The sequence below is a fragment of the Mesorhizobium sp. M0800 genome (assembly GCF_040320095.1).
Taxonomy (GTDB): Bacteria; Pseudomonadota; Alphaproteobacteria; order Rhizobiales; family Rhizobiaceae; genus Mesorhizobium.
The window spans coordinates 71,819-90,159 of sequence record NZ_JAMYOZ010000030.1; the positions used below are offsets into that span (position 1 = coordinate 71,819).

The window sequence follows — 18,341 nt, forward strand, 5'->3', positions numbered from 1 at the left end:
GCGTGTGGCCTTAAGTCGCAAACTATTGGCTTCAGAAGCAGGGCGTAGGGCTTCATTGATGGTGCTACCAACACCATATGGTGACCCATAGCCCTCCAAAACGAGAGAAGCTCGTCCCGACGGGTCGCGCTGCGGCCGTCAGCTGGTAATTGCTACGAACTAGGAAACCATCATGCCTGAAAATATCAGACCAACTTCGAGAGACGTCCCCCTCATTCAGCTAGGCCTCTGTCAGTGCCGCTTCCCGGTGAGCGAAGACCCGTCAGTACCCGGCGGTTATCGTTTTTGTGCTGGGCCAACTTCGCCGGATCGCGTCTACTGCGATCACCACCACAACATTGTGACCGCCGTGGACCCTCGTCGAGCCCGTTCGGGTCTTCACCTGGCTCAACGACGCGCCGCGTAAGCCTGACTGGCGGCGGCCTCCCGGCCAGGCGCTATGCGCTCCACGGCCTTGGCTACGACCTTGCCGTCGGCTCGGTCTGGCCCATCCTCCCTTATGCCGTCTTCGCCGATGTATCCCCCGTCGCCCGATTGAGAACGACGACTTCTCGCCGAGCCTTTCAGCTCGCTACTCGCACAAACGCGTCGGCTCCAAAGGTTTGTCTGTCAGCACATCTTCAATGTGCCCGCGCCTGAAGCCCCAACATCTTCTGCGACCAAACCGCGTACCTGGCACCGCCGATCGGTTGCCGCGGCGGATTTTCGCTGTTCGCAGCTGAACAATGGCTATCAACCTTGTCATCGCACCTAGTCGCACATAGCGGCCGTTCGAATTCTCATCGCTCGGCGCGATGTTTGGTCCGTCTGGCCAGAAGAGCGGAGCAAGCCATTGACACCCACGAAGTTGCTGATTGGGCAGATCGCTGTCGTATTCGCAATTGTCATTCTTGGCGTGTGGACTGCAACCCAATGGTGCGCCCACATGCTCTCCTATCAGCCGCCACTCGGCGCGCCATGGTTTGTGACAGTCGGCTGGCCGATCTACCAGCCGTGGAAACTGTTCGAATGGTGGTTCCAATTTGACGCCTATGCGCCTGAAGTCTTCGACAAGGCTGGCATACTTGCCGGAGCCAGCGGGTTCCTGGGCTGTGCCGCCGCGATAGCTGGGTCCCTCTGGCGCGCACGGCAGCGGGGGTTGGTCACCACCTATGGGTCCTCACGATGGGCCATGAAGCTGGAAATCGAGAAGGCGGGGCTGTTTCAGCCGGCCGGCGTTTTCCTTGGCGGACTGAATTATCGCTATCTGCGCCATGACGGACCAGAACACGTCATGGCCTTTGCGCCGACACGTTCGGGCAAGGGCGTCGGACTCGTTGTTCCAACCCTTCTTTCCTGGACCGGCTCGGCCGTCATTCACGACATCAAAGGCGAGAACTGGCAGCTGACCTCTGGCTGGAGGTCGAAGTTCTCGCACTGTCTCTTGTTCAATCCGACCGATCCGAGATCGGCGCGGTACAACCCGCTGCTGGAAGTGCGCAAAGGTCCAGATGAGGTCCGCGACGTTCAGAATATCGCCGACATTCTCGTCGATCCGGAAGGCGCGCTGGAGCGGCGGAACCATTGGGAGAAGACCAGTCATTCACTCCTCGTTGGCGCCATCTTGCACGTGCTCTACGCCGAAGAGGAAAAGACACTCGCCCGTGTCGCCACCTTCCTGTCGGACCCGCAACGCTCATTCGCTGCGACACTGCAGCGGATGATGACCACAAACCACCTCGGCACGGTGGACAAGCCCCAGGTCCATCCGGTCGTGGCCTCGGCGGCTCGTGAGGTGCTGAACAAGTCAGAGAACGAGCGCTCAGGCGTTCTCTCGACCGCCATGTCGTTTCTCGGGCTCTATCGTGATCCAACGGTGGCCGCGGCAACATCGGCCTGCGACTGGCGCATTGCCGACCTTGTGGATGCCGAGCGACCGATGTCGCTGTATCTGGTCGTGCCGCCGTCGGATATCTCGCGCACTAAGCCCCTGGTGCGATTGGTGCTCAATCAAATCGGCCGGCGGCTGACCGAGCGCCTGGAGGGCGATCCAAAGAAGAGCCGCAAGCATCAGCTCCTGATGATGCTGGATGAATTTCCGGCGCTCGGTCGGCTCGACTTCTTCGAGACTGCGCTCGCCTTCATGGCAGGCTACGGCATCCGCGCTTATCTGATAGCGCAATCGTTGAACCAAATCTCCAAGGCCTATGGCGAGAACAACGCCATTCTCGACAATTGCCATGTGCGGATTGCCTTTTCCTCAAATGACGAGCGCACGGCCAAACGCATCTCGGACGCGCTCGGTACCGCGACGGAACTCAGATCGATGCGCAACTATGCCGGCCATCGGTTGGCGCCCTGGTTGTCCCACGTCATGGTAAGCCGCCAAGAGACCGCTCGCCCCCTGCTGACGCCGGGTGAGGTGATGCAGTTGCCGCAGGCTGACGAACTAATCCTGGTTTCGGGATTGCCGCCGATTCGCGCCAAGAAGTTGCGTTATTACCAGGATCCGAATTTCACGGAGCGAGTGCTGCCTTCGCCGGTGCTGCGCGACGGTGCCTACGCGGATCGGCCCACGTCGCGCCCGGACGATTGGAGCGGACAGGTGCGCGGCGTGGATCGGCGTCTTGCTGGCGATGACGACAGTGCCGGCGCGGCAATCGAAGACGGAGGTGTCCAGCAGCAGCGCCATCCGGGCCTGCGCGAAGAACGGACCCTCGTCGTCCAGGAGCCTGATCAGGGCGATCTGTTCACGCCCGCAGACGATGACTGCGAGACGCTCGCCGACAAGCGCGTCATGGATCGGATTTCCACCGCCGCACGTGCGTACGGCCTCAACGAGGGAATGGGCGACGACAAGGACATCGTGCCCGGCTTCTGAACGGCGCGCCATACGCGGGCGCATCTCAGCGTAGATAACGGCCGTAAGCGATTTCGAGGATCTCGACGATGCTCGTTCCCGTCGCCGGTGCATCAGCGCCGGTCAGAGGGAACGAGCAGCATGAAGCCCCACCGCATTCGTCACCAGTTTTTGCTTGAACCCGAGTTGAGCGAGAAGCTGGAGAACCTCAGCCGCAATCCATCGACCACCAAATCGGCCATTGTGGCGCACGCGGTCGAGACCTTTATCGAGCGGCGTGGGGAGAATGAACTCGACCAGCGCTACGGCAAGAGGCTCGACCGTCTTTCCCGCGACCTCGGACATGTCAGGCGCGATGTCGAGATGATCCTGGAGAGCCTGGCGCTCTTCATCCGCTTTTCGATCACGCTTCATGCTCACACGCCGGTGCCGGACAGGGCCACGCAAGCAATTGCCCAGGAGCGCTTCGACAAATTCGTCGAACAGGTCGGCCGCCAAATCGCTTCCGGGAAACGGTCACTTGGCACCGACGATCGCAGGGGAGGGGAAGGATGAGTTCTCATCCGGAAGCCGACCATCGCCGCCGCGTCATGCTGCGCACCGCCATGGGTCCGGCGATCACCGAAGCCCTTGCCGATCCGACCGTCATTGAGGTGATGGTCAATCCCGACGGTGCGCTGCGGCTCGACCGGTTGGGTGAAGGCCGGGTCGACACCGGCGTGCACATGCATCCTTCTGAGGCCGAACGCATCATCCGCCTGGTCGCCTCCCACGTGCGCGCCGAGGCGCATGCTGACAATCCGATTGTCAGCGCCGAATTGCCATCGGGCGAGCGCTTCGAGGGTCTGCTGCCGCCTGTCGTGCTGGGGCCATGCTTCGCCATCCGAAAGCCTGCGGCGAAACTCTACACGTTGGCCGACTATGTCGCCGACCGCGTCATGCTGCCGCTGCAGGCCGATGCGCTGAAGAAGGCGGTCCGCGAGCGGCGCAACATCCTGGTCGCCGGCGGCACGTCGTCGGGCAAGACAACACTTGCCAATGCGCTGCTGGCACAAGCCGCCGATTGCGACGAGCGGGTGATCCTGATCGAGGACACGCGCGAACTGCAATGCGCGGCGAAGGATTGCGTTGCCTTGAGGACGAGGCGGGGGTCGGTCACGCTCGCCGATCTCGTGCGCTCGACCCTGCGGCTCAGACCCGACCGCATCATCGTGGGCGAAGTCAGGGGCTCGGAAGCCCTGGACATGTTGAAGGCATGGAACACCGGGCATCCCGGCGGCATCGCGACGGTTCACGCCAATTCGGCGCGCTCCGCTCTCTACCGTATCGAGCAGCTCGCCCAGGAAGCCGTCGTCACCGTTCCCCGCCGCCTCATCGCTGATGCGGTAGATCTGATCGTCTTCATCGCTGGGCGCGGATCCTCGCGCCGCATTGACGCGATCGCTGAGGTCACCGGTCTCGACAGCAGCGGTGACTACGCCGTCACCCCGCTCACGCTTCCGCAACTCCAGCAGTTTTGAAAGGTCACCTCATGCTCAAGAAGCTTCGCTTCCTTTCGTCCACCGCGCTCGCGTTTCTTCTCACCGTCCCGGCCCACGCAGCGGGCTCCGGCATGCCTTGGGAACAGCCGCTGCAGCAGATCCTTGAGTCGGTGCAGGGACCGGTCGCCAAAATCGTCGCGGTGATCATCATCATCACCACCGGCCTGACCCTTGCTTTCGGTGACACGGCAGGCGGTTTTCGCCGGCTGATCCAGATTGTCTTCGGCCTGTCGATCGCCTTCGCGGCATCGAGCTTCTTTCTCTCCTTCTTCTCCTTCGGCGGCGGGGCACTCGTCTGATGGCCACCGGAGAGCAGCATGTCGAGGGTTTCGAAGTCCCCGTTCACAGGGCATTGACCGAGCCGATCCTGCTGGGCGGCGCGCCGCGAGCGGTGGCGATCCTCAACGGGACGGTGGCCGCGGCAATAGGCCTTGGCCTGCAGCAGTGGATCGCCGGACTGGCGCTCTGGATCGCCGGCCACACCCTCGCGGTCTTTGCCGCTCGCCGCGATCCGGACTTCGCCAGCGTGCTTGTCCGTCATCTTCGCCTGAAGGGGTGGCTTGCATGCTGAACCTTTCGGAGTATCGCGGCAAAGCCGATCGGCTTGCCGACCATCTGCCCTGGGCCGCTTTGGTCGCGCCCGGCATCGTGCTCAATAAAGACAGTAGCTTCCAGCGAACCTTCCGGTTCCGTGGCCCCGACCTTGAAAGCGCGACCGAAGCCGAGTTGGTCGGCATCTGCGCACGAGCCAACAATGCGCTACGAAGGTTGGGCTCCGGATGGGGGTTGTTTTTCGAGGCCGAGCGCGTTGAAGCGCTGGGCTATCCGAGCTCGGCTTTTCCCGATGCTGCCTCATGGCTGGTCGATGAGGAACGGCGCGCGGCCTTCGAGGGCAAGGTCGCGCACTTCGAGAGTCGCTATCATCTGACCTTGGTCTTCATGCCGGCGCCAGATGGCCAGGCGCGGGCGGAAAGCGCACTGGTCGACTCGCATCACTCGGGAGGGGCTAGAGACTGGCGCCAGGAGCTGGCGTGGTTTCGCGACGAGACCGACCGCGTCCTGGATTTGCTGTCCGGCTTCATGCCGGAAGTGCGCGCCCTCGATGATGCCGAGACGCTAACCTATCTGCACGGCACAATCTCGACCTACCGCCATCCGGTCGCCATGCCAGGAACGCCAATGTATCTCGACGGTGTTCTGGTTGACGCGCCGCTTACCGGCGGCCTGGAGCCGATGCTGGGTGAGCAGCATCTGTGCACCCTCACCGTCCTTGGTTTCCCGAACGTCACCCGGCCAGGGATCCTCGACGCGCTCAACCATCAGGATTTCGCCTACCGCTGGATGACGCGCTTCATCCCGCTCGACAAGACGGAAGCCACAAAGACACTGACCCGGTTGCGCCGTCAGTGGTTTGCCAAGCGCAAATCGGTCGCAGCCATCCTGCGCGAGGTCGTGACCAACGAACCCGTCCCTCTCGTCGATAGTGACGCCGACAACAAGGCGCTCGATGCGGATGCCGCCCTTCAGGCATTGGGCGGCGATCACGTCGGCTTCGGCTATCTCACCACAACGGTGACGGTATGGGATCAGGACCGACAGGCCGCCGCGGAAAAGCTCCGAGCGGTTGAGCGCATAGTCAATGGGCTCGGCTTCACCACGATCCGTGAAAGCATCAATGCGGTCGAGGCGTGGCTCGGCTCGTTGCCCGGTCATGTCTACGCTAACGTTCGCCAGCCGCTCGTTCACACGCTGAATCTTGCCCATGTCATGCCGCTGTCGTCGGCGTGGGCCGGTCCGGTGGATAACGAGCATCTCGCCAACGTGACTGGGACCGAATCCCCGCCGCTTCTCTTCGCAGAGACCAACGGGTCGACACCGTTTCGGCTTTCCACCCACGTTGGCGATGTCGGCCACATGCTGGTCGTAGGGCCGACCGGTGCCGGCAAGTCGGTTCTGCTTGCGCTAGTCGCTCTGCAGTTTCGACGCTATGCCGGGGCGCAGGTCTATGTCTTCGACAAGGGCAATTCGGCTCGTGCGGCAACACTGGCCATGGGCGGAGAACACCACGCGCTGGGCGCGGATGGTGCGCTTGCCTTCCAGCCACTGAGCAATATCGGCGACCAGGCTACTGGCAGCTGGGCGGCGGAATGGATCGCCGGCCTCGTCGCCCATGAGAATGTCACCGTTACGCCGGAGGTAAAGGAGGCGATCTGGTCGGCACTCATCAGCCTTGCCACTGCGCCGGTGCAGGAACGCACGCTGACGGGCCTGTCGGTTCTGCTTCAGTCCAATGCGCTGAAATCCGCGTTGATGCCGTACACGCTCGATGGCCCGTTCGGGCGTCTGCTCGATGCCGATGAAGATCGGCTGGCCTTGTCGGATGTGCAGTGTTTCGAGACCGAAGAGCTGATGCACAGCCAAGGCGCTGTGCTCCCGGTGCTCACCTATCTGTTCCATCGTCTCGAGGAGCGGTTCGACGGACGGCCGACGCTGCTGATGCTCGACGAGGCGTGGGTCTATCTCGACAACCCTCTCTTTGCCGCCCGCATCCGTGAATGGCTGAAGGTGCTGCGAAAGAAGAACGTGTCGGTGATCTTTGCCACGCAGTCGCTTGCCGACATCGCTGGCTCTTCCATCGCGCCGGCGATCATCGAGAGCTGCCCACAGCGCATTTTTCTTCCCAATGACCGTGCCGTGGAACCGCAGGCGCGGGCAGCCTATGAGCGCTTCGGCCTGAACGAGCGGCAGATCGAATTGGTCGCCCGTGCCACACCGAAGCGCCAGTATTATCTGCAATCGCGCCGCGGCAACCGCCTCTTCGAGCTCGGGCTCGGCGCGATCGCTCTTGCGCTCTGCGGCGCCTCTGATCCGGCCACGCAGACCCTAATCGACAAGGTGCTGTCAGAGCACGGACAGGAGGGCTTTGCCGCCCGGTTTCTGATTGCGCGCGGCCTCGATTGGGCTGCCGAGCTTCTCCAGCAATTCCCTCAACCAGACAAGGAGCAATCGTCATGATGCGGCGCCGCCTTCTCACCAGCCTGATCACCGTTTCCCTGATCGCAAAACCAATGGCCGACTACGTCCAGCCGGCCCACGCCCTGATCGTGTTCGATCCGTCGAATTATGCGCAGAACGTGCTGACAGCGGCACGTTCCCTGGAGCAGATAAACAACCAGATCCAGTCGCTTCAGAACCAGGCGACGATGCTGCAGAACATGGCGCGGCACCTTCAGCGCCTGGATTTTTCTTCCGTGGGCCAGCTCACAGGTTCGCTCCAACGGATCGACGGCCTGATGACCCAGGCCAGCGGCCTGAGCTTCGATCTCGACAAGCTTCAGAACCAGTGGCGTGTGCAATATCCGGAAAGCTACGACGCCACAATCGAGGTCAACGATGTGGCGAGCGCCGCGCGCGAGCGCTGGCAAAACGCCATGCAGGCGTTCCGCCAAACCATGAGCGCGCAGTCGCAGATCGTGGAGAACGTGCGGGCCGACGGCGACCTGCTTACCGATCTCGTCAACCGCAGTCAGGGCGCGGCAGGTGCCCTTGAGGCAAGCCAGGCCACCAATCAGCTGATCGCGCTTTCGACCAAGCAGCAGATGCAGATCCAGACGCTGCTCGCGACCCAGTTCCGGGCTGAAGCCGAAGATGCTGCCCGCAAGGCGCAGTCTGAGGAAGCCGCCCGCGAGACGACGAAGCGTTTCCTGGGCACCGGTACGGCCTATCCCGGCAACTGATCAGCAGTCTTCAAGACAACGAGGAAGACGGCGACATGAATGACCTCGGCGTCATCGATCGCTTTATGCAGACCTTCATCCGCTATATCGACAGCGGGTTCGGTCTGCTTTCGGGCGACGTCGCCTTTCTCACTACCATCCTGATCGGCATTGACATCACGCTGGCGGGCCTGGTCTGGGCGTTCGGCGGCGAACCCAATATTCTCGGTCGGCTCGTCCGAAAGGTGCTCTATGTCGGCGCCTTCGCATTCATCCTGAACAATTTCAGAAGCCTTGCCGACATTATCTACCGCTCCTTTGCCGGGCTCGGCATCAACGCTTCGTCCGGCAATTTGTCCGCCGACAGTCTCCTGCGGCCAGGCCGCATTGCCGCGGCCGGCTTCGAGGGCGCCTGGCCGCTGCTCAATCAAGCGAGCCAGCTAGTCGGCTTCCCCGAGATTTTTGGCAACGCGCTGACCATCTTCGTGCTGCTTCTCGCCTGGTTCCTGGTCCTCATCGCCTTCTTCATCCTTTCCATCCAGCTTTTCATCACCATCCTGGAGTTCAAACTCACCACATTGGCCGGCTTTGTTCTGGTGCCCTTCGCGCTCTGGAACCGCTCGGCGTTTCTGGCCGAGCGCGTGCTCGGCAATGTGATCTCGTCGGGCATTAAGGTGATGGTGCTTGCCGTCATCGTCGGCATCGGCTCCACGCTCTTCGGCGAGTTCGCTTCCGCCCTGCAAGGCAAGGAGCCGGACTTGGCCGCGGCCATGTCACAGGTACTGGGCGCGTTGGCGCTGCTTGGGCTCGGCATTTTCGGACCGGGAATTGCCTCGGGTCTTGTTTCCGGCGCGCCGCAGCTTGGCGCGGGAGCCGCACTCGGAACCACCGCGGCGGCCGCCGGATCAACGCTCGTTGCCGGAGGTGCGGCGCTTGCCGGCGCGCGCATGGCAACCGGCGGCGGTCTCGCCGCCGTTCGAGCCGGCACGGCCATGGGATCGGCTGCTTCCACAGCTTGGCAGATGAGGCGTGCAACATCGCCCGAGTCCGGCCTCTCCGGCGTAGCTGCTGGACTGCAGGGCGTTGCCGGCGCAGCTGGCGGCGCCGCGATTCGGGGAATGCGATCTGCAACAGAACCATTCCGGCGCAGCGCCGATGCCGGCCGCGATGCCGCCTGGACCGCGACGGGCGGCACGCCGACCGCATCAATGACCGGAAACCCTGCCGCGTCAGGTGCCAATGCCGCGCCGGCGTGGGCGAGGCGCTTGCGTTCCGAACAGACCGCGCGCGCCCATCGCCACGCCGCCACGCAGGCCGTCCGCGATGGCGATCGGGGTGGAAGCGGCGCCAACCCCTCTCTCAACGATAAGGAAGACTAGATGCTCTTCAAGCGACCTGTTCAGCGTTACGGGAAAACGCCCCACCCCGTCACACCATACCAGAAGGCCGCCCAACTTTGGGACGAGCGCATCGGCACTGCGCGCGTGCAGGCAAGGAACTGGCGCCTGATGGCCTTTGGCTGCCTCGCTCTGGCCACCGGGCTCTCTGGTGGACTCTTGTGGCAGTCGATGCAGGGCCGCGTCGTGCCCTATGTCGTCGAGGTTGATCGTTTCGGCGAGGCGCGCGCCGTCGCTCCAGCAATCCGGGACTACGAGCCCACCGATGCCCAGATCGCCTGGCATCTCGGCCGCTTCATCCAGAATGTCCGCTCTGTTTCCACCGATGCGGTGCTGGTGCGGCAGAATTGGCTCTCGGCCTACGACTTTGCCACCGACCGCGGAGCCCTCTTTCTCAACGAGTACGCTAAGGCCAACGACCCGTTCGGCAAGATCGGCACGCGCAGCGTCTCGGTGCAGGTGACGAGCGTGGTTCGAGCGTCCGACAGCTCCTTTCAAGTCAAATGGACCGAGCAGGTCTTTGAGCGCGGCAGCCTCGCCAGCACAACGCGTTGGACCGGGATCCTCACCATTGTGATCCGGCCGCCGAACAATACCGATCAGCTGCGCAAAAACCCGCTCGGCGTCTTCATCAATGCCATCGACTGGTCGCGCGAGCTCGACAGTGCCGCGCAGACTTCCGTTCCCCCAAAGGAGCCCGCCAATGATAAATAGACTCTCGTCGCTCCGCACTGCGCTGGTCCTGTCGACGTCGGCTGCGGTCATCTCCGCCTGTGCCTCGAAGCCGGTGCCGCTACCTCAGATTTCCTATGATGCTGCCAAGTTCCAACCGGCGGCAATCGAGAAGGCGCCGGAGAAGCCCGTCAAAGTCGTGGAAGTGCCGAAACCGCTACCGCTGCCCGGCCAGTTGCAGCCCGAGCCGGGCAAGGCTGCTGAAGACAGGCGCTCGCCTGAAGAACGTGTCGCCGATGCCAACAAGGCGGCGACGCAGCAACCCACCAAATATGGCTATGTGAATGCGGTGCAGGTTTACCCCTTTGCCGAAGGCGCGCTCTACCAGCTCTATGCCGCACCGGAGCGCGTCAGCGATATCGCTCTGCAGTCAGGCGAGAAACTCCAATCCGTGTCGGCCGGCGATACAGTGCGCTGGGTAATTGGCGACACCGTCAGTGGCTCCGGCGATGACCAGCGCACCCATGTGCTGGTGAAGCCCTTCGCGCCAGGACTTGCCACCAATCTGGTGATCACCACGGACCGGCGAAGCTATCACTTGCAGCTTCAAAGCACGGATAAGACCGCCATGGCGGCAATCTCCTGGACCTACAGCGAGGACCAGATTATCGCGCTACGCCGGCGCGATGCGCAGGCCGAGGCTGCTATGCCAGTGGCGTCGAATGTGGCTCTCGAAAATATTCGCTTCCGCTATTCGATTACCGGCGACATACCGCCCTGGAGGCCGACGCGCGCGTTTGATGATGGCAGCAAGGTCTACATCGAGTTTCCGCGCCGCATCGATCAGGGTGAGGCCCCGCCGCTCTTCATCGTCGGTGCTGACGGGGACAACCAGCTCGTCAACTACCGCATACGCGGCAACTATTACATTGTCGATCGCCTCTTCGCCGCGGCCGAACTGCGCCTCGGCGCCAAGCAGCAACAGGTGGTGCGCATCACGAGGACCGACGGCAGGCAAGCGCCGCTGCGGAAATTGCTCTTTTCGCGTTCCAGCAGGTGAGGGACGGCCCATGACGGATACTTCCCGCTCCGATGCTTCACCGAAACTCGATCCAGAACAGCTGCAGCTGCGGGCCTCGCCTCGCCGCGCTGTGCGCTTCAAGCGCGGCATTATTGTCGCCATTGCTGCTGTTGGTTCCGGGACCGTTCTAGGCGTCACCATGATGGCGCTGCAGGGACCGGCGCTGCGCATCAAAGAGCAGGCTGAAGAGCTTTACAACACTGAGCGGAAGCCAACCGCGGAGGCAATTGAAAGGCTGCCTAAGGACTATTCCGGGATCAAGCCCAAGCCTCCGGTGCTTGGACCACCGCTGCCCGGCGACCTCGGCCGCCCCATCCTTGAGCACCAACGCCAGCTGGGCATCGCGCCGGGCCAGGAGGTTTCGGCGGAGGAGCAGCGCCTTGCACAGCAGGCGATCGAGGCGCGCGAATCGCAAGTCTTCTTCCGGATCGAAAATCGACCCCGGCAAGCGGATGCCGCCGGCAACGGGCAGGGCGGGCGTCCACCCTTTGATGGAACGGCTCCACAATCCGATGCCGCACGCGATTCAGCTTCCGTTGCACCGGCCGAGGGCGACCAAAACAATCAACAGCGCAAGCTCGATTTTGTCAGCCAGCGGAACACAAGTGGAATCTACAATCTGCATGCACTGCAGACGCCGGCTTCGCCGTATCAGCTGATGGCCGGCAGCGTCATCGCAGCGAGCCTGATCACTGGCATCAATTCCGACTTGCCCGGCCTCGTCGTCGCACAGGTCACCGAGAATGTGCACGACACAGTCACCGGCAGCACCTTGCTCATTCCGCAAGGCTCTCGCCTGATTGGCACCTATGACAGCGTTGTTGCCTTTGGACAAAGGCGCGCGCTGCTGGTCTGGCAACGGATACTGCTGCCCGACGGCTCTTCGATCGAAATCGACAATCTGCCGGCGACGGACACCGCCGGCTATGCCGGGCTTGAGGACAAGGTGGATTTCCACACCTGGCAGCTGATGAAAGGCGTTGCGCTGGCCACGTTGCTGGGGGTCGGCACGGAGCTGAGCCTCGGGCAAGACGAAAGCGACCTGGTCAAAGCAATCCGCGAATCCGCTCAGCAGAACGTTAGTCAAGCTGGCCAGCGCATCACCGAGAAGAACCTCAATATTCAGCCCACGATCACCGTCCGCCCTGGTTGGCCACTGCGCGTCATCGTGCACAAGGATCTTGTGCTGCGGCCGTACCCGAATTGACTGGAGTCATCATGACCAATCTGAAACTCGGCAAACTTCCGGATCGGACACCTTCGAAGATCACCATAAGCGTAAGTGCAGACCTGAACCAAGCACTGAAGGACTATGCGGCGCTTTATCGTCAGACCTATGGCGAGTCCGAATCGGTAGCGGAACTGATCCCGTTCATGCTGGCGGAGTTCCTGGAGAGCGATCGAGCGTTTGCCAAGGCCAGAAAGGAAGGGCTCCCTGTCGTCGACAAGTCAGAGAAATCGCGGCGGCAGCCAATTTCAGGGTCCGAATAAGTGACAGCGACCAGTGAGTCCGAGGGGGACACCTTTCTGGGCGAGCAAATGCATTGAAGCAACTTGCCGGCGGCAAGTCGAAACACAGGGCACAATAGACGAGCTGATCTGCCCCGAACCAATGCCGGCTCTGCGCACAATTTCCGCCGTTCGCAGTTCCGTCTGCATCTCCCAGAAACTGTCGGTCCGATTTTCAATCGGCTACTTCCGGACTGTAGTGGAAAGCGGTCGTCCCGGTGATCGTTGGCAGCGGCAGCTAGGCGCCCCTTGCTGCCATTAACTCACCCTCCGAAAGCAGACGTTTAACAGCGATCCCTTGGCGGCCATTTCTGCCCCCGCATGACCGCGAGGCTGTGAGCGCGACGCCCCCCATCGGCTGAGCCTATCACTACCGCCGCATAGTGACCGACGCGCCCGCTGACAGGTCCACCTTCAGCCCGGCCAGCCTGGCTTCGTGAACGTCTTGGTGTCAGTCAGCGCGGAGCGTTTGTCATTCGTACAGATGTTTGGAATCCTCTGACATAGGCCAATCTGAAAGCCAGAAGCGAAAGTCACTCAAGCGGATACTGCACATCGACTTGCTAACTAGGCACATTCGTCGCCAAGTTGTACCGTGGCAAACGCGGGGTAGCTTGGGGACATCGTTATCTATGGCCGGACTAGCATTTGAGATTCTAGTTGATGACACGCTTGCCGAGGTCACCTCGGTCTCCCAACTCACCAGCCTGGTTAATAAACATGTGCTAAGTTTGATAAACGATTTTGAAGATGCGGAATGGCGCTACCCAAAGTTTCAAAGTTATTTGTGGGACAACATCGCCCAGACCGCTCTGTCGGAAAAAGAGCGATCAGCTCTCATCGACCAAAGTCATAGCAGCCTCATCGCCGCCGCCCAGAATCTCAGACTTACGGACAATGATGAGATCGGACAAGGCAGCGAGATCGCCGAGGTCTTCCTGTATGGTTTGATGCGGCATCGCTTCGGCGCGCTACCTGTCGTCCCGAAGATCTTCTACAAGCAGAATGTTCAAGACAACGCCAAGGGCGCGGACAGCGTTCATATAGTCGTCGACGGCGACGATTTCACGCTGTGGTTTGGAGAGGCAAAATTCTACAATTCGATTGCCGACGCCCGTCTCGAGTCAGTCGTGACTTCAGTTATTAATTCACTATCAACAGACAAACTAAAAAAAGAAAACGCCATTATAACCAGTGTATCTGACCTCGATGGCCTCCCCATCGCGGCGGACCTTCGCACTAGGATCAAGGCAGCCTTGGACAACAGGGAATCTATCGATAACCTGAAATCTAGAATCCATATCCCAATTCTTTTGCTGCATGAGTGCTCGACCACGTCAGGTGCGAAAGGTTTGACCGACACCTACAAGGCCGAGATTGTCACCTTTCACAAGCATCGCGCAGATGAATATTTCCTCAGACAGATTGTAAAATCTGGACCAATTCACAAGTATGAAGATCTACACTTCCATATCATCCTCTTCCCGGTCCCCAGCAAGAAGAAGATCGTCGACGCTTTTGTCCAAGCCGTTGCCTTTTTCAAGAGGCAGAAGTGATGGACGTTTTTGAGATTTGCCACGAGATCAACAGACTTCTGACGCTGAAGAACGAGGTCGCTGCCAGAAATCTCCTGATACGCCTACTGGCGGAACTTGACCGCTCGAAGACGCCTTACCCGCAAGTGGTGAACCATATGATCCGCGCGACCGGACTCTTCCCCTACCTGCAACTCGCGAACGCTTCATGGGACCAGAAATACGTGCACCACGCGTTCGAGGTCGATGTCGGCCGGCGCGTGGCGACCCTGCACCGTGAGCAGTCGAGCGTTCTCGCCAAACTCCTGGACGGCAAAAACATCGCAGTCAGCGCCCCCACCAGCTTCGGAAAGAGCTTTATCATCGACGCCTTTATTGCGGCCAAGCAGCCGGACAACGTGGTAATCATCGTTCCAACCATCGCCCTAATGGATGAAACGCGCCGTCGTTTGTTCAAGAAATTTTCTGAACGCTACACAATCATAACGGCGCCAGATACGCGACTTGGACCCAAGAATATCCTCATATTCCCGCAGGAGCGGGCCTTTGGCTACCTATCCGCGCTAGAGAGCATCGATCTACTGGTCGTCGATGAATTTTACAAGGCCAGCCAGAAGCACGACCGCGACCGCGCGCCCTCGCTCATCAAGGCGATCCTGAAGCTATCTAAAAAGGCGAAGCAGAGGTATTACCTCGCACCGAATATCAAGAAACTCAGCGATAATGCCTTCACGCGCGATATGGAGTTCTTGGAGCTCCTAGACTTCAATACAGTCTACCTCGATATCAAGGAGCTTTACAAAGAATTTGGGGACGATGCGACCAAGAAGGGAGAAAAGTTAATCGAACTGATTTCCTCTGGCGCCCAGAAGTCCCTGATCTACGCAGGCACCTACTCCGAAATCAAGAAAATCACTGATCTCGTCATCGCGGAAATTCAGCCCGTGGATCGGATCTACACCAGCCATTTCTCCAGATGGCTGCGGCAAAACTACCAGTCCGACTGGCTGCTGGCTGATTTGGTCGATCGGGCGATTGGAGTTCACAATGGCAGCATGCACAGATGTCTTAGCCAGCTACAGATACGACTTTTCGAGTATGAAGACGGCTTCGACAGTATCGTCTCCACATCTTCAATAATCGAGGGCGTAAACACATCTGCGCAGAACGTCATCGTGTGGCGAAGTAAGTTAGGGAACACTAATCTCAAAGACTTCACTTACAAAAACATAATTGGCCGAGGAGGCCGGATGTTTAAGTACTTCGTTGGCAATATATACCTGTTGGATGCTCCGCCGACGTCCGAAGACACCCAGTTGGAGATTGAATTTCCTGAAGAAATACTGGGTACGTTGGATGAATATCACGATGCGGACCAACTCACTGAGCGACAAGTTGAGCGCATCATCGAATATCGAACGCAGATGTCGTCGATTCTCGGAGACGAGAATTTTGCGCGCATAAAGCGAGAGAACCTCCTTCAGGACAGTGACGCAGATTTCTTGTTTCGACTGGCCACAGACATGAAGAATAGTCCTGACGAGTGGCGGGGTTTTGGTTACCTAAATTCCAGCAATCCGGACCATTGGGATACTATGCTCTACAGGATCCTCAGACTTAAACCTGGCAACTGGGACGCCCAATTTAGCAAACTCGTGACCGTCACCAAGGCAATCGCTTACAATTGGGATCGCGATCTATCCCAGCTGATCTCATCCCTCAAAAAGGATGGAATCGATATCGACGACTTTTTCAAACTCGAACGGACCGTCACATTCAAGTTGTCGGCCCTCCTCAGCGACACGAACGAACTTCATAAGATAATCATCAACCCTTCAGTCGATATTTCGGCCTTTATCGGAAGAATGAGCCGAGCTTTCTTGCCTAGTGCGGTTTACCACCTTGAAGAATATGGACTACCGCGCATGATCTCGAAAAAGATTCATGCGTCGGGTTTAATTGATTTCCTGGATCCGAACATGGACCTTCTGCTGGCGCTTGAACGCTTTATATATCTTGGAAGGGATGCCGTGTTGGCAATTAAATCGCTCGGCCCTTTTGATCGCTACGTGGTCCGTTTTTTCTTCGACGGAATCACGCTTGACGAGGCCGTAGAGGCGAAAAGGGCGGACTAGGCGGGCGGGCGCGACCAATCGTCGTCCGCGGCGACTGCGGGCATGTTTGACAACTTTCAGGCGAACCGGGAAAGACGTATCGTCTCTCCTAAAGGGGACGGACGATGATCTCAGAGTTGCGGGTGGGCAAGGCGGCCACTTTTCATCAGGCGAACCGACCCCTCAGTAATGCAGCCGTCGTCGGGCTGTTTCGGAGTATCCGCGGCGGCCATCCATCTGCTGCGAACAACCTGTTCGAATATCGCCGTGTGGTAGTGGGCCCGGGTCCCAGCTGCTGGTCCGCGATCTCGTTTCTGTACGACCGGCTGCCAGCCTTCTTTACCGAAGGCGCGGGCGTAAATTAACGCATATGCGGCTTCCTGCTACTCGTGGAGCATAGGGGGCATGTGGCGATCTTCAAGTCTCGACTCGAGGTTCCGGCGGCTTTCGCCGCGCGCTATCTGAGGCGGGTCCCGCCGGCACGGGTCGACGTCGCTGTAGCGCGGCAGGACGCGGTCTTCGAGAAGATCCGCTTGCGAAACATGTCGCTGTCGAAATATGCCATGCGCAACAAGACTTTTGAGGCCGACGACCTTCGCAACGTCGTAGGGCCGGCGGCGTCGCGGCGGTATGTGCCCCAAGGCTACACCGTACGCTCGGGGACGGATCATTTTTCCACCACCCCCAGTACAGGCCGTATCGCGCAACGGTCGGACCGCGTCGATCACCTGGCGTTGGTGGATTATGCGCAGTCTGTCTTCGATGAACTCGTGGACGGCGCGAACGTGCCCGCAGCCTTCATCGGTACCTTCGCTCGGGCGGTCGACTTGGCTACGGCGGCAGGGGCCGCGACGCCGCTCAGCTTCGGCGTCGACGTCGCCGGTTTGGCGGATGCGATCTTCGAACGCGAAGAAATCCGGCTCGTGAGGGCGAATGCCGGCATGCATCAGGCGCTGACCCAGGCTCAAGTGAAAGAGGTTCTGGACGAACTGGCGGCGGTTCTGGAGGTCCGCCCTGAAGGCAAGCTGTTCGGCCTTCACGCTCTCGCTGACGGCGCACGGGTGGGCACCGTGGCGCTGAACAGGGCGCGCATCGCTCTGCGCGCCCTGTCATTGCCGATTAGCGCGGACGTAGAGGTCGAAAGCACCGCCTACGCTGTCGGGCAGGACGACGACCGGCTGGCGCTGCGACGGTACCTCGACAGCCGTAACGGTTTCATCGTGCTGTTCGACGATCTGGCGCTCGCCTACATTGACGGCGCTCTGTTTCGCGACGAGGGTCTCGCGGATGGGGGCGCGGCGTTCCTGCGGTACCTAGGGACCGATCCCCTTCTAGACGCCGTGACGGACGAAAAGGGAACCTTCACAACGGCGCACACTGTGTTTGACCCGGACTCGACCTTCGGGGTCGTGGTCAACAGCATTGCCGCTGGAGACGACGTCCTCCTCTGCGACGACCTCGGAGACGAATGGGCTGACTTTATCGGTCTGAACAGCACCAGCAGCCCGCGCCGCATCAGCTTCTATCACGCGAAACATGGGGAGCTTTCGCTGGGAGCTGGCCCGTTTCATGTCTCGGTCAGCCAGGCGATGAAGAACCTCGGTCGGATGAGCCTTCCCGCCGAGCCCGTTGCGCGCAAGCTCCCAGGATGGCGCAACAACTACGTGAGCGGAAGCGGCGTGCAAACCGCCGTCCCCAAAATCGCGCGGGGAACGGCCGCTGGTCTTGAGGATGCCTTCGAGCAGGCGCGCAACGCTCCGGATGCAATCCGGCGTGTGTTCATCGTCACATCCTCCCTCAGCCGCGCGGCAGTGGAGGCGACTTTCGCGGAGATAGCTAGGGTCAGGACTCATTGATCCAGAAGATGAAGGCTGCAGCGAAGGCGATCGCCGACAGGAAGGTGTGAGCACATCGGTCGTATCTGGTGTGGATGCGTC

General features: G+C 60.3%; 16 protein-coding genes. All 16 read left to right on the forward strand.

The window, feature by feature from the left end; translation table 11 throughout:
- Nucleotides 1–172: 172 nt before the first annotated feature.
- The 16 genes from NKI18_RS26910 to NKI18_RS26985 all read left to right on the forward strand — a co-directional run bounded on the left by NKI18_RS26910 (nucleotide 173) and on the right by NKI18_RS26985 (nucleotide 18,260).
- Complete coding sequence (locus NKI18_RS26910) at nucleotides 173–406, forward strand: GcrA family cell cycle regulator (protein WP_353021158.1); 234 nt, start codon at nucleotides 173–175, stop codon at nucleotides 404–406.
- 426 nt (nucleotides 407–832) lie between these two features.
- Nucleotides 833–2,860: a conjugal transfer protein TraG gene (locus NKI18_RS26915; RefSeq protein WP_352495884.1), complete on the forward strand. Its 2,028-nt coding sequence runs from the start codon at nucleotides 833–835 to the stop codon at nucleotides 2,858–2,860.
- 120 nt (nucleotides 2,861–2,980) lie between these two features.
- Nucleotides 2,981–3,394, forward strand: coding sequence for a CopG family transcriptional regulator (locus NKI18_RS26920; protein WP_352541492.1), 414 nt, complete (start codon nucleotides 2,981–2,983; stop codon nucleotides 3,392–3,394).
- On the forward strand, nucleotides 3,391–4,359 hold the full coding sequence (gene trbB, locus NKI18_RS26925) for a P-type conjugative transfer ATPase TrbB (protein WP_353021161.1): 969 nt from the start codon (nucleotides 3,391–3,393) through the stop codon (nucleotides 4,357–4,359). Before NKI18_RS26920 ends, trbB begins: the two co-directional genes overlap by 4 nt.
- 11 nt (nucleotides 4,360–4,370) lie before the next feature.
- The gene (locus NKI18_RS26930; protein WP_023680310.1) at nucleotides 4,371–4,679 is read left to right on the forward strand and encodes a TrbC/VirB2 family type IV secretion system protein; all 309 of its coding nucleotides are present in this window, start codon (nucleotides 4,371–4,373) and stop codon (nucleotides 4,677–4,679) included.
- Nucleotides 4,679–4,951, forward strand: coding sequence for a VirB3 family type IV secretion system protein (locus tag NKI18_RS26935; protein WP_352571685.1), 273 nt, complete (start codon nucleotides 4,679–4,681; stop codon nucleotides 4,949–4,951). Before NKI18_RS26930 ends, NKI18_RS26935 begins: the two co-directional genes overlap by 1 nt.
- Nucleotides 4,945–7,395, forward strand: a complete 2,451-nt coding sequence (gene trbE, locus NKI18_RS26940) for a conjugal transfer protein TrbE (RefSeq protein ID WP_353021164.1) — start codon at nucleotides 4,945–4,947, stop codon at nucleotides 7,393–7,395. Before NKI18_RS26935 ends, trbE begins: the two co-directional genes overlap by 7 nt.
- Entirely contained in the window at nucleotides 7,392–8,117 is a 726-nt protein-coding gene (gene trbJ / locus NKI18_RS26945) for a P-type conjugative transfer protein TrbJ (RefSeq protein ID WP_352473678.1), read from the forward strand. Before trbE ends, trbJ begins: the two co-directional genes overlap by 4 nt.
- Nucleotides 8,118–8,152: 35 nt before the next feature.
- Nucleotides 8,153–9,475 (forward strand): P-type conjugative transfer protein TrbL, encoded by a 1,323-nt coding sequence (gene trbL / locus NKI18_RS26950; RefSeq protein WP_352720253.1) that lies wholly within the window; start codon nucleotides 8,153–8,155, stop codon nucleotides 9,473–9,475.
- Nucleotides 9,476–10,207 carry a conjugal transfer protein TrbF gene (gene trbF, locus NKI18_RS26955; RefSeq protein ID WP_031212913.1) on the forward strand — a complete coding sequence of 244 codons (732 nt, stop codon included), beginning with the start codon at nucleotides 9,476–9,478 and terminating at the stop codon, nucleotides 10,205–10,207.
- On the forward strand, nucleotides 10,197–11,225 hold the full coding sequence (gene trbG, locus NKI18_RS26960) for a P-type conjugative transfer protein TrbG (RefSeq protein WP_352769296.1): 1,029 nt from the start codon (nucleotides 10,197–10,199) through the stop codon (nucleotides 11,223–11,225). Before trbF ends, trbG begins: the two co-directional genes overlap by 11 nt.
- A 10-nt stretch (nucleotides 11,226–11,235) precedes the next feature.
- The gene (locus tag NKI18_RS26965) at nucleotides 11,236–12,453 is read left to right on the forward strand and encodes a TraB/TrbI/VirB10 family type IV secretion system protein (RefSeq protein ID WP_352495919.1); all 1,218 of its coding nucleotides are present in this window, start codon (nucleotides 11,236–11,238) and stop codon (nucleotides 12,451–12,453) included.
- Between the two features lie 11 nt (nucleotides 12,454–12,464).
- Complete coding sequence (locus NKI18_RS26970; protein ID WP_023718715.1) at nucleotides 12,465–12,737, forward strand: DUF2274 domain-containing protein; 273 nt, start codon at nucleotides 12,465–12,467, stop codon at nucleotides 12,735–12,737.
- Between the two features lie 650 nt (nucleotides 12,738–13,387).
- On the forward strand, nucleotides 13,388–14,311 hold the full coding sequence (locus NKI18_RS26975; protein WP_353021170.1) for a HamA C-terminal domain-containing protein: 924 nt from the start codon (nucleotides 13,388–13,390) through the stop codon (nucleotides 14,309–14,311).
- Nucleotides 14,311–16,425 (forward strand): DEAD/DEAH box helicase, encoded by a 2,115-nt coding sequence (locus tag NKI18_RS26980; protein WP_353021173.1) that lies wholly within the window; start codon nucleotides 14,311–14,313, stop codon nucleotides 16,423–16,425. Before NKI18_RS26975 ends, NKI18_RS26980 begins: the two co-directional genes overlap by 1 nt.
- Nucleotides 16,426–16,811: 386 nt before the next feature.
- Nucleotides 16,812–18,260: a hypothetical protein gene (locus NKI18_RS26985; protein WP_353021176.1), complete on the forward strand. Its 1,449-nt coding sequence runs from the start codon at nucleotides 16,812–16,814 to the stop codon at nucleotides 18,258–18,260.
- Nucleotides 18,261–18,341: the final 81 nt, after the last annotated feature.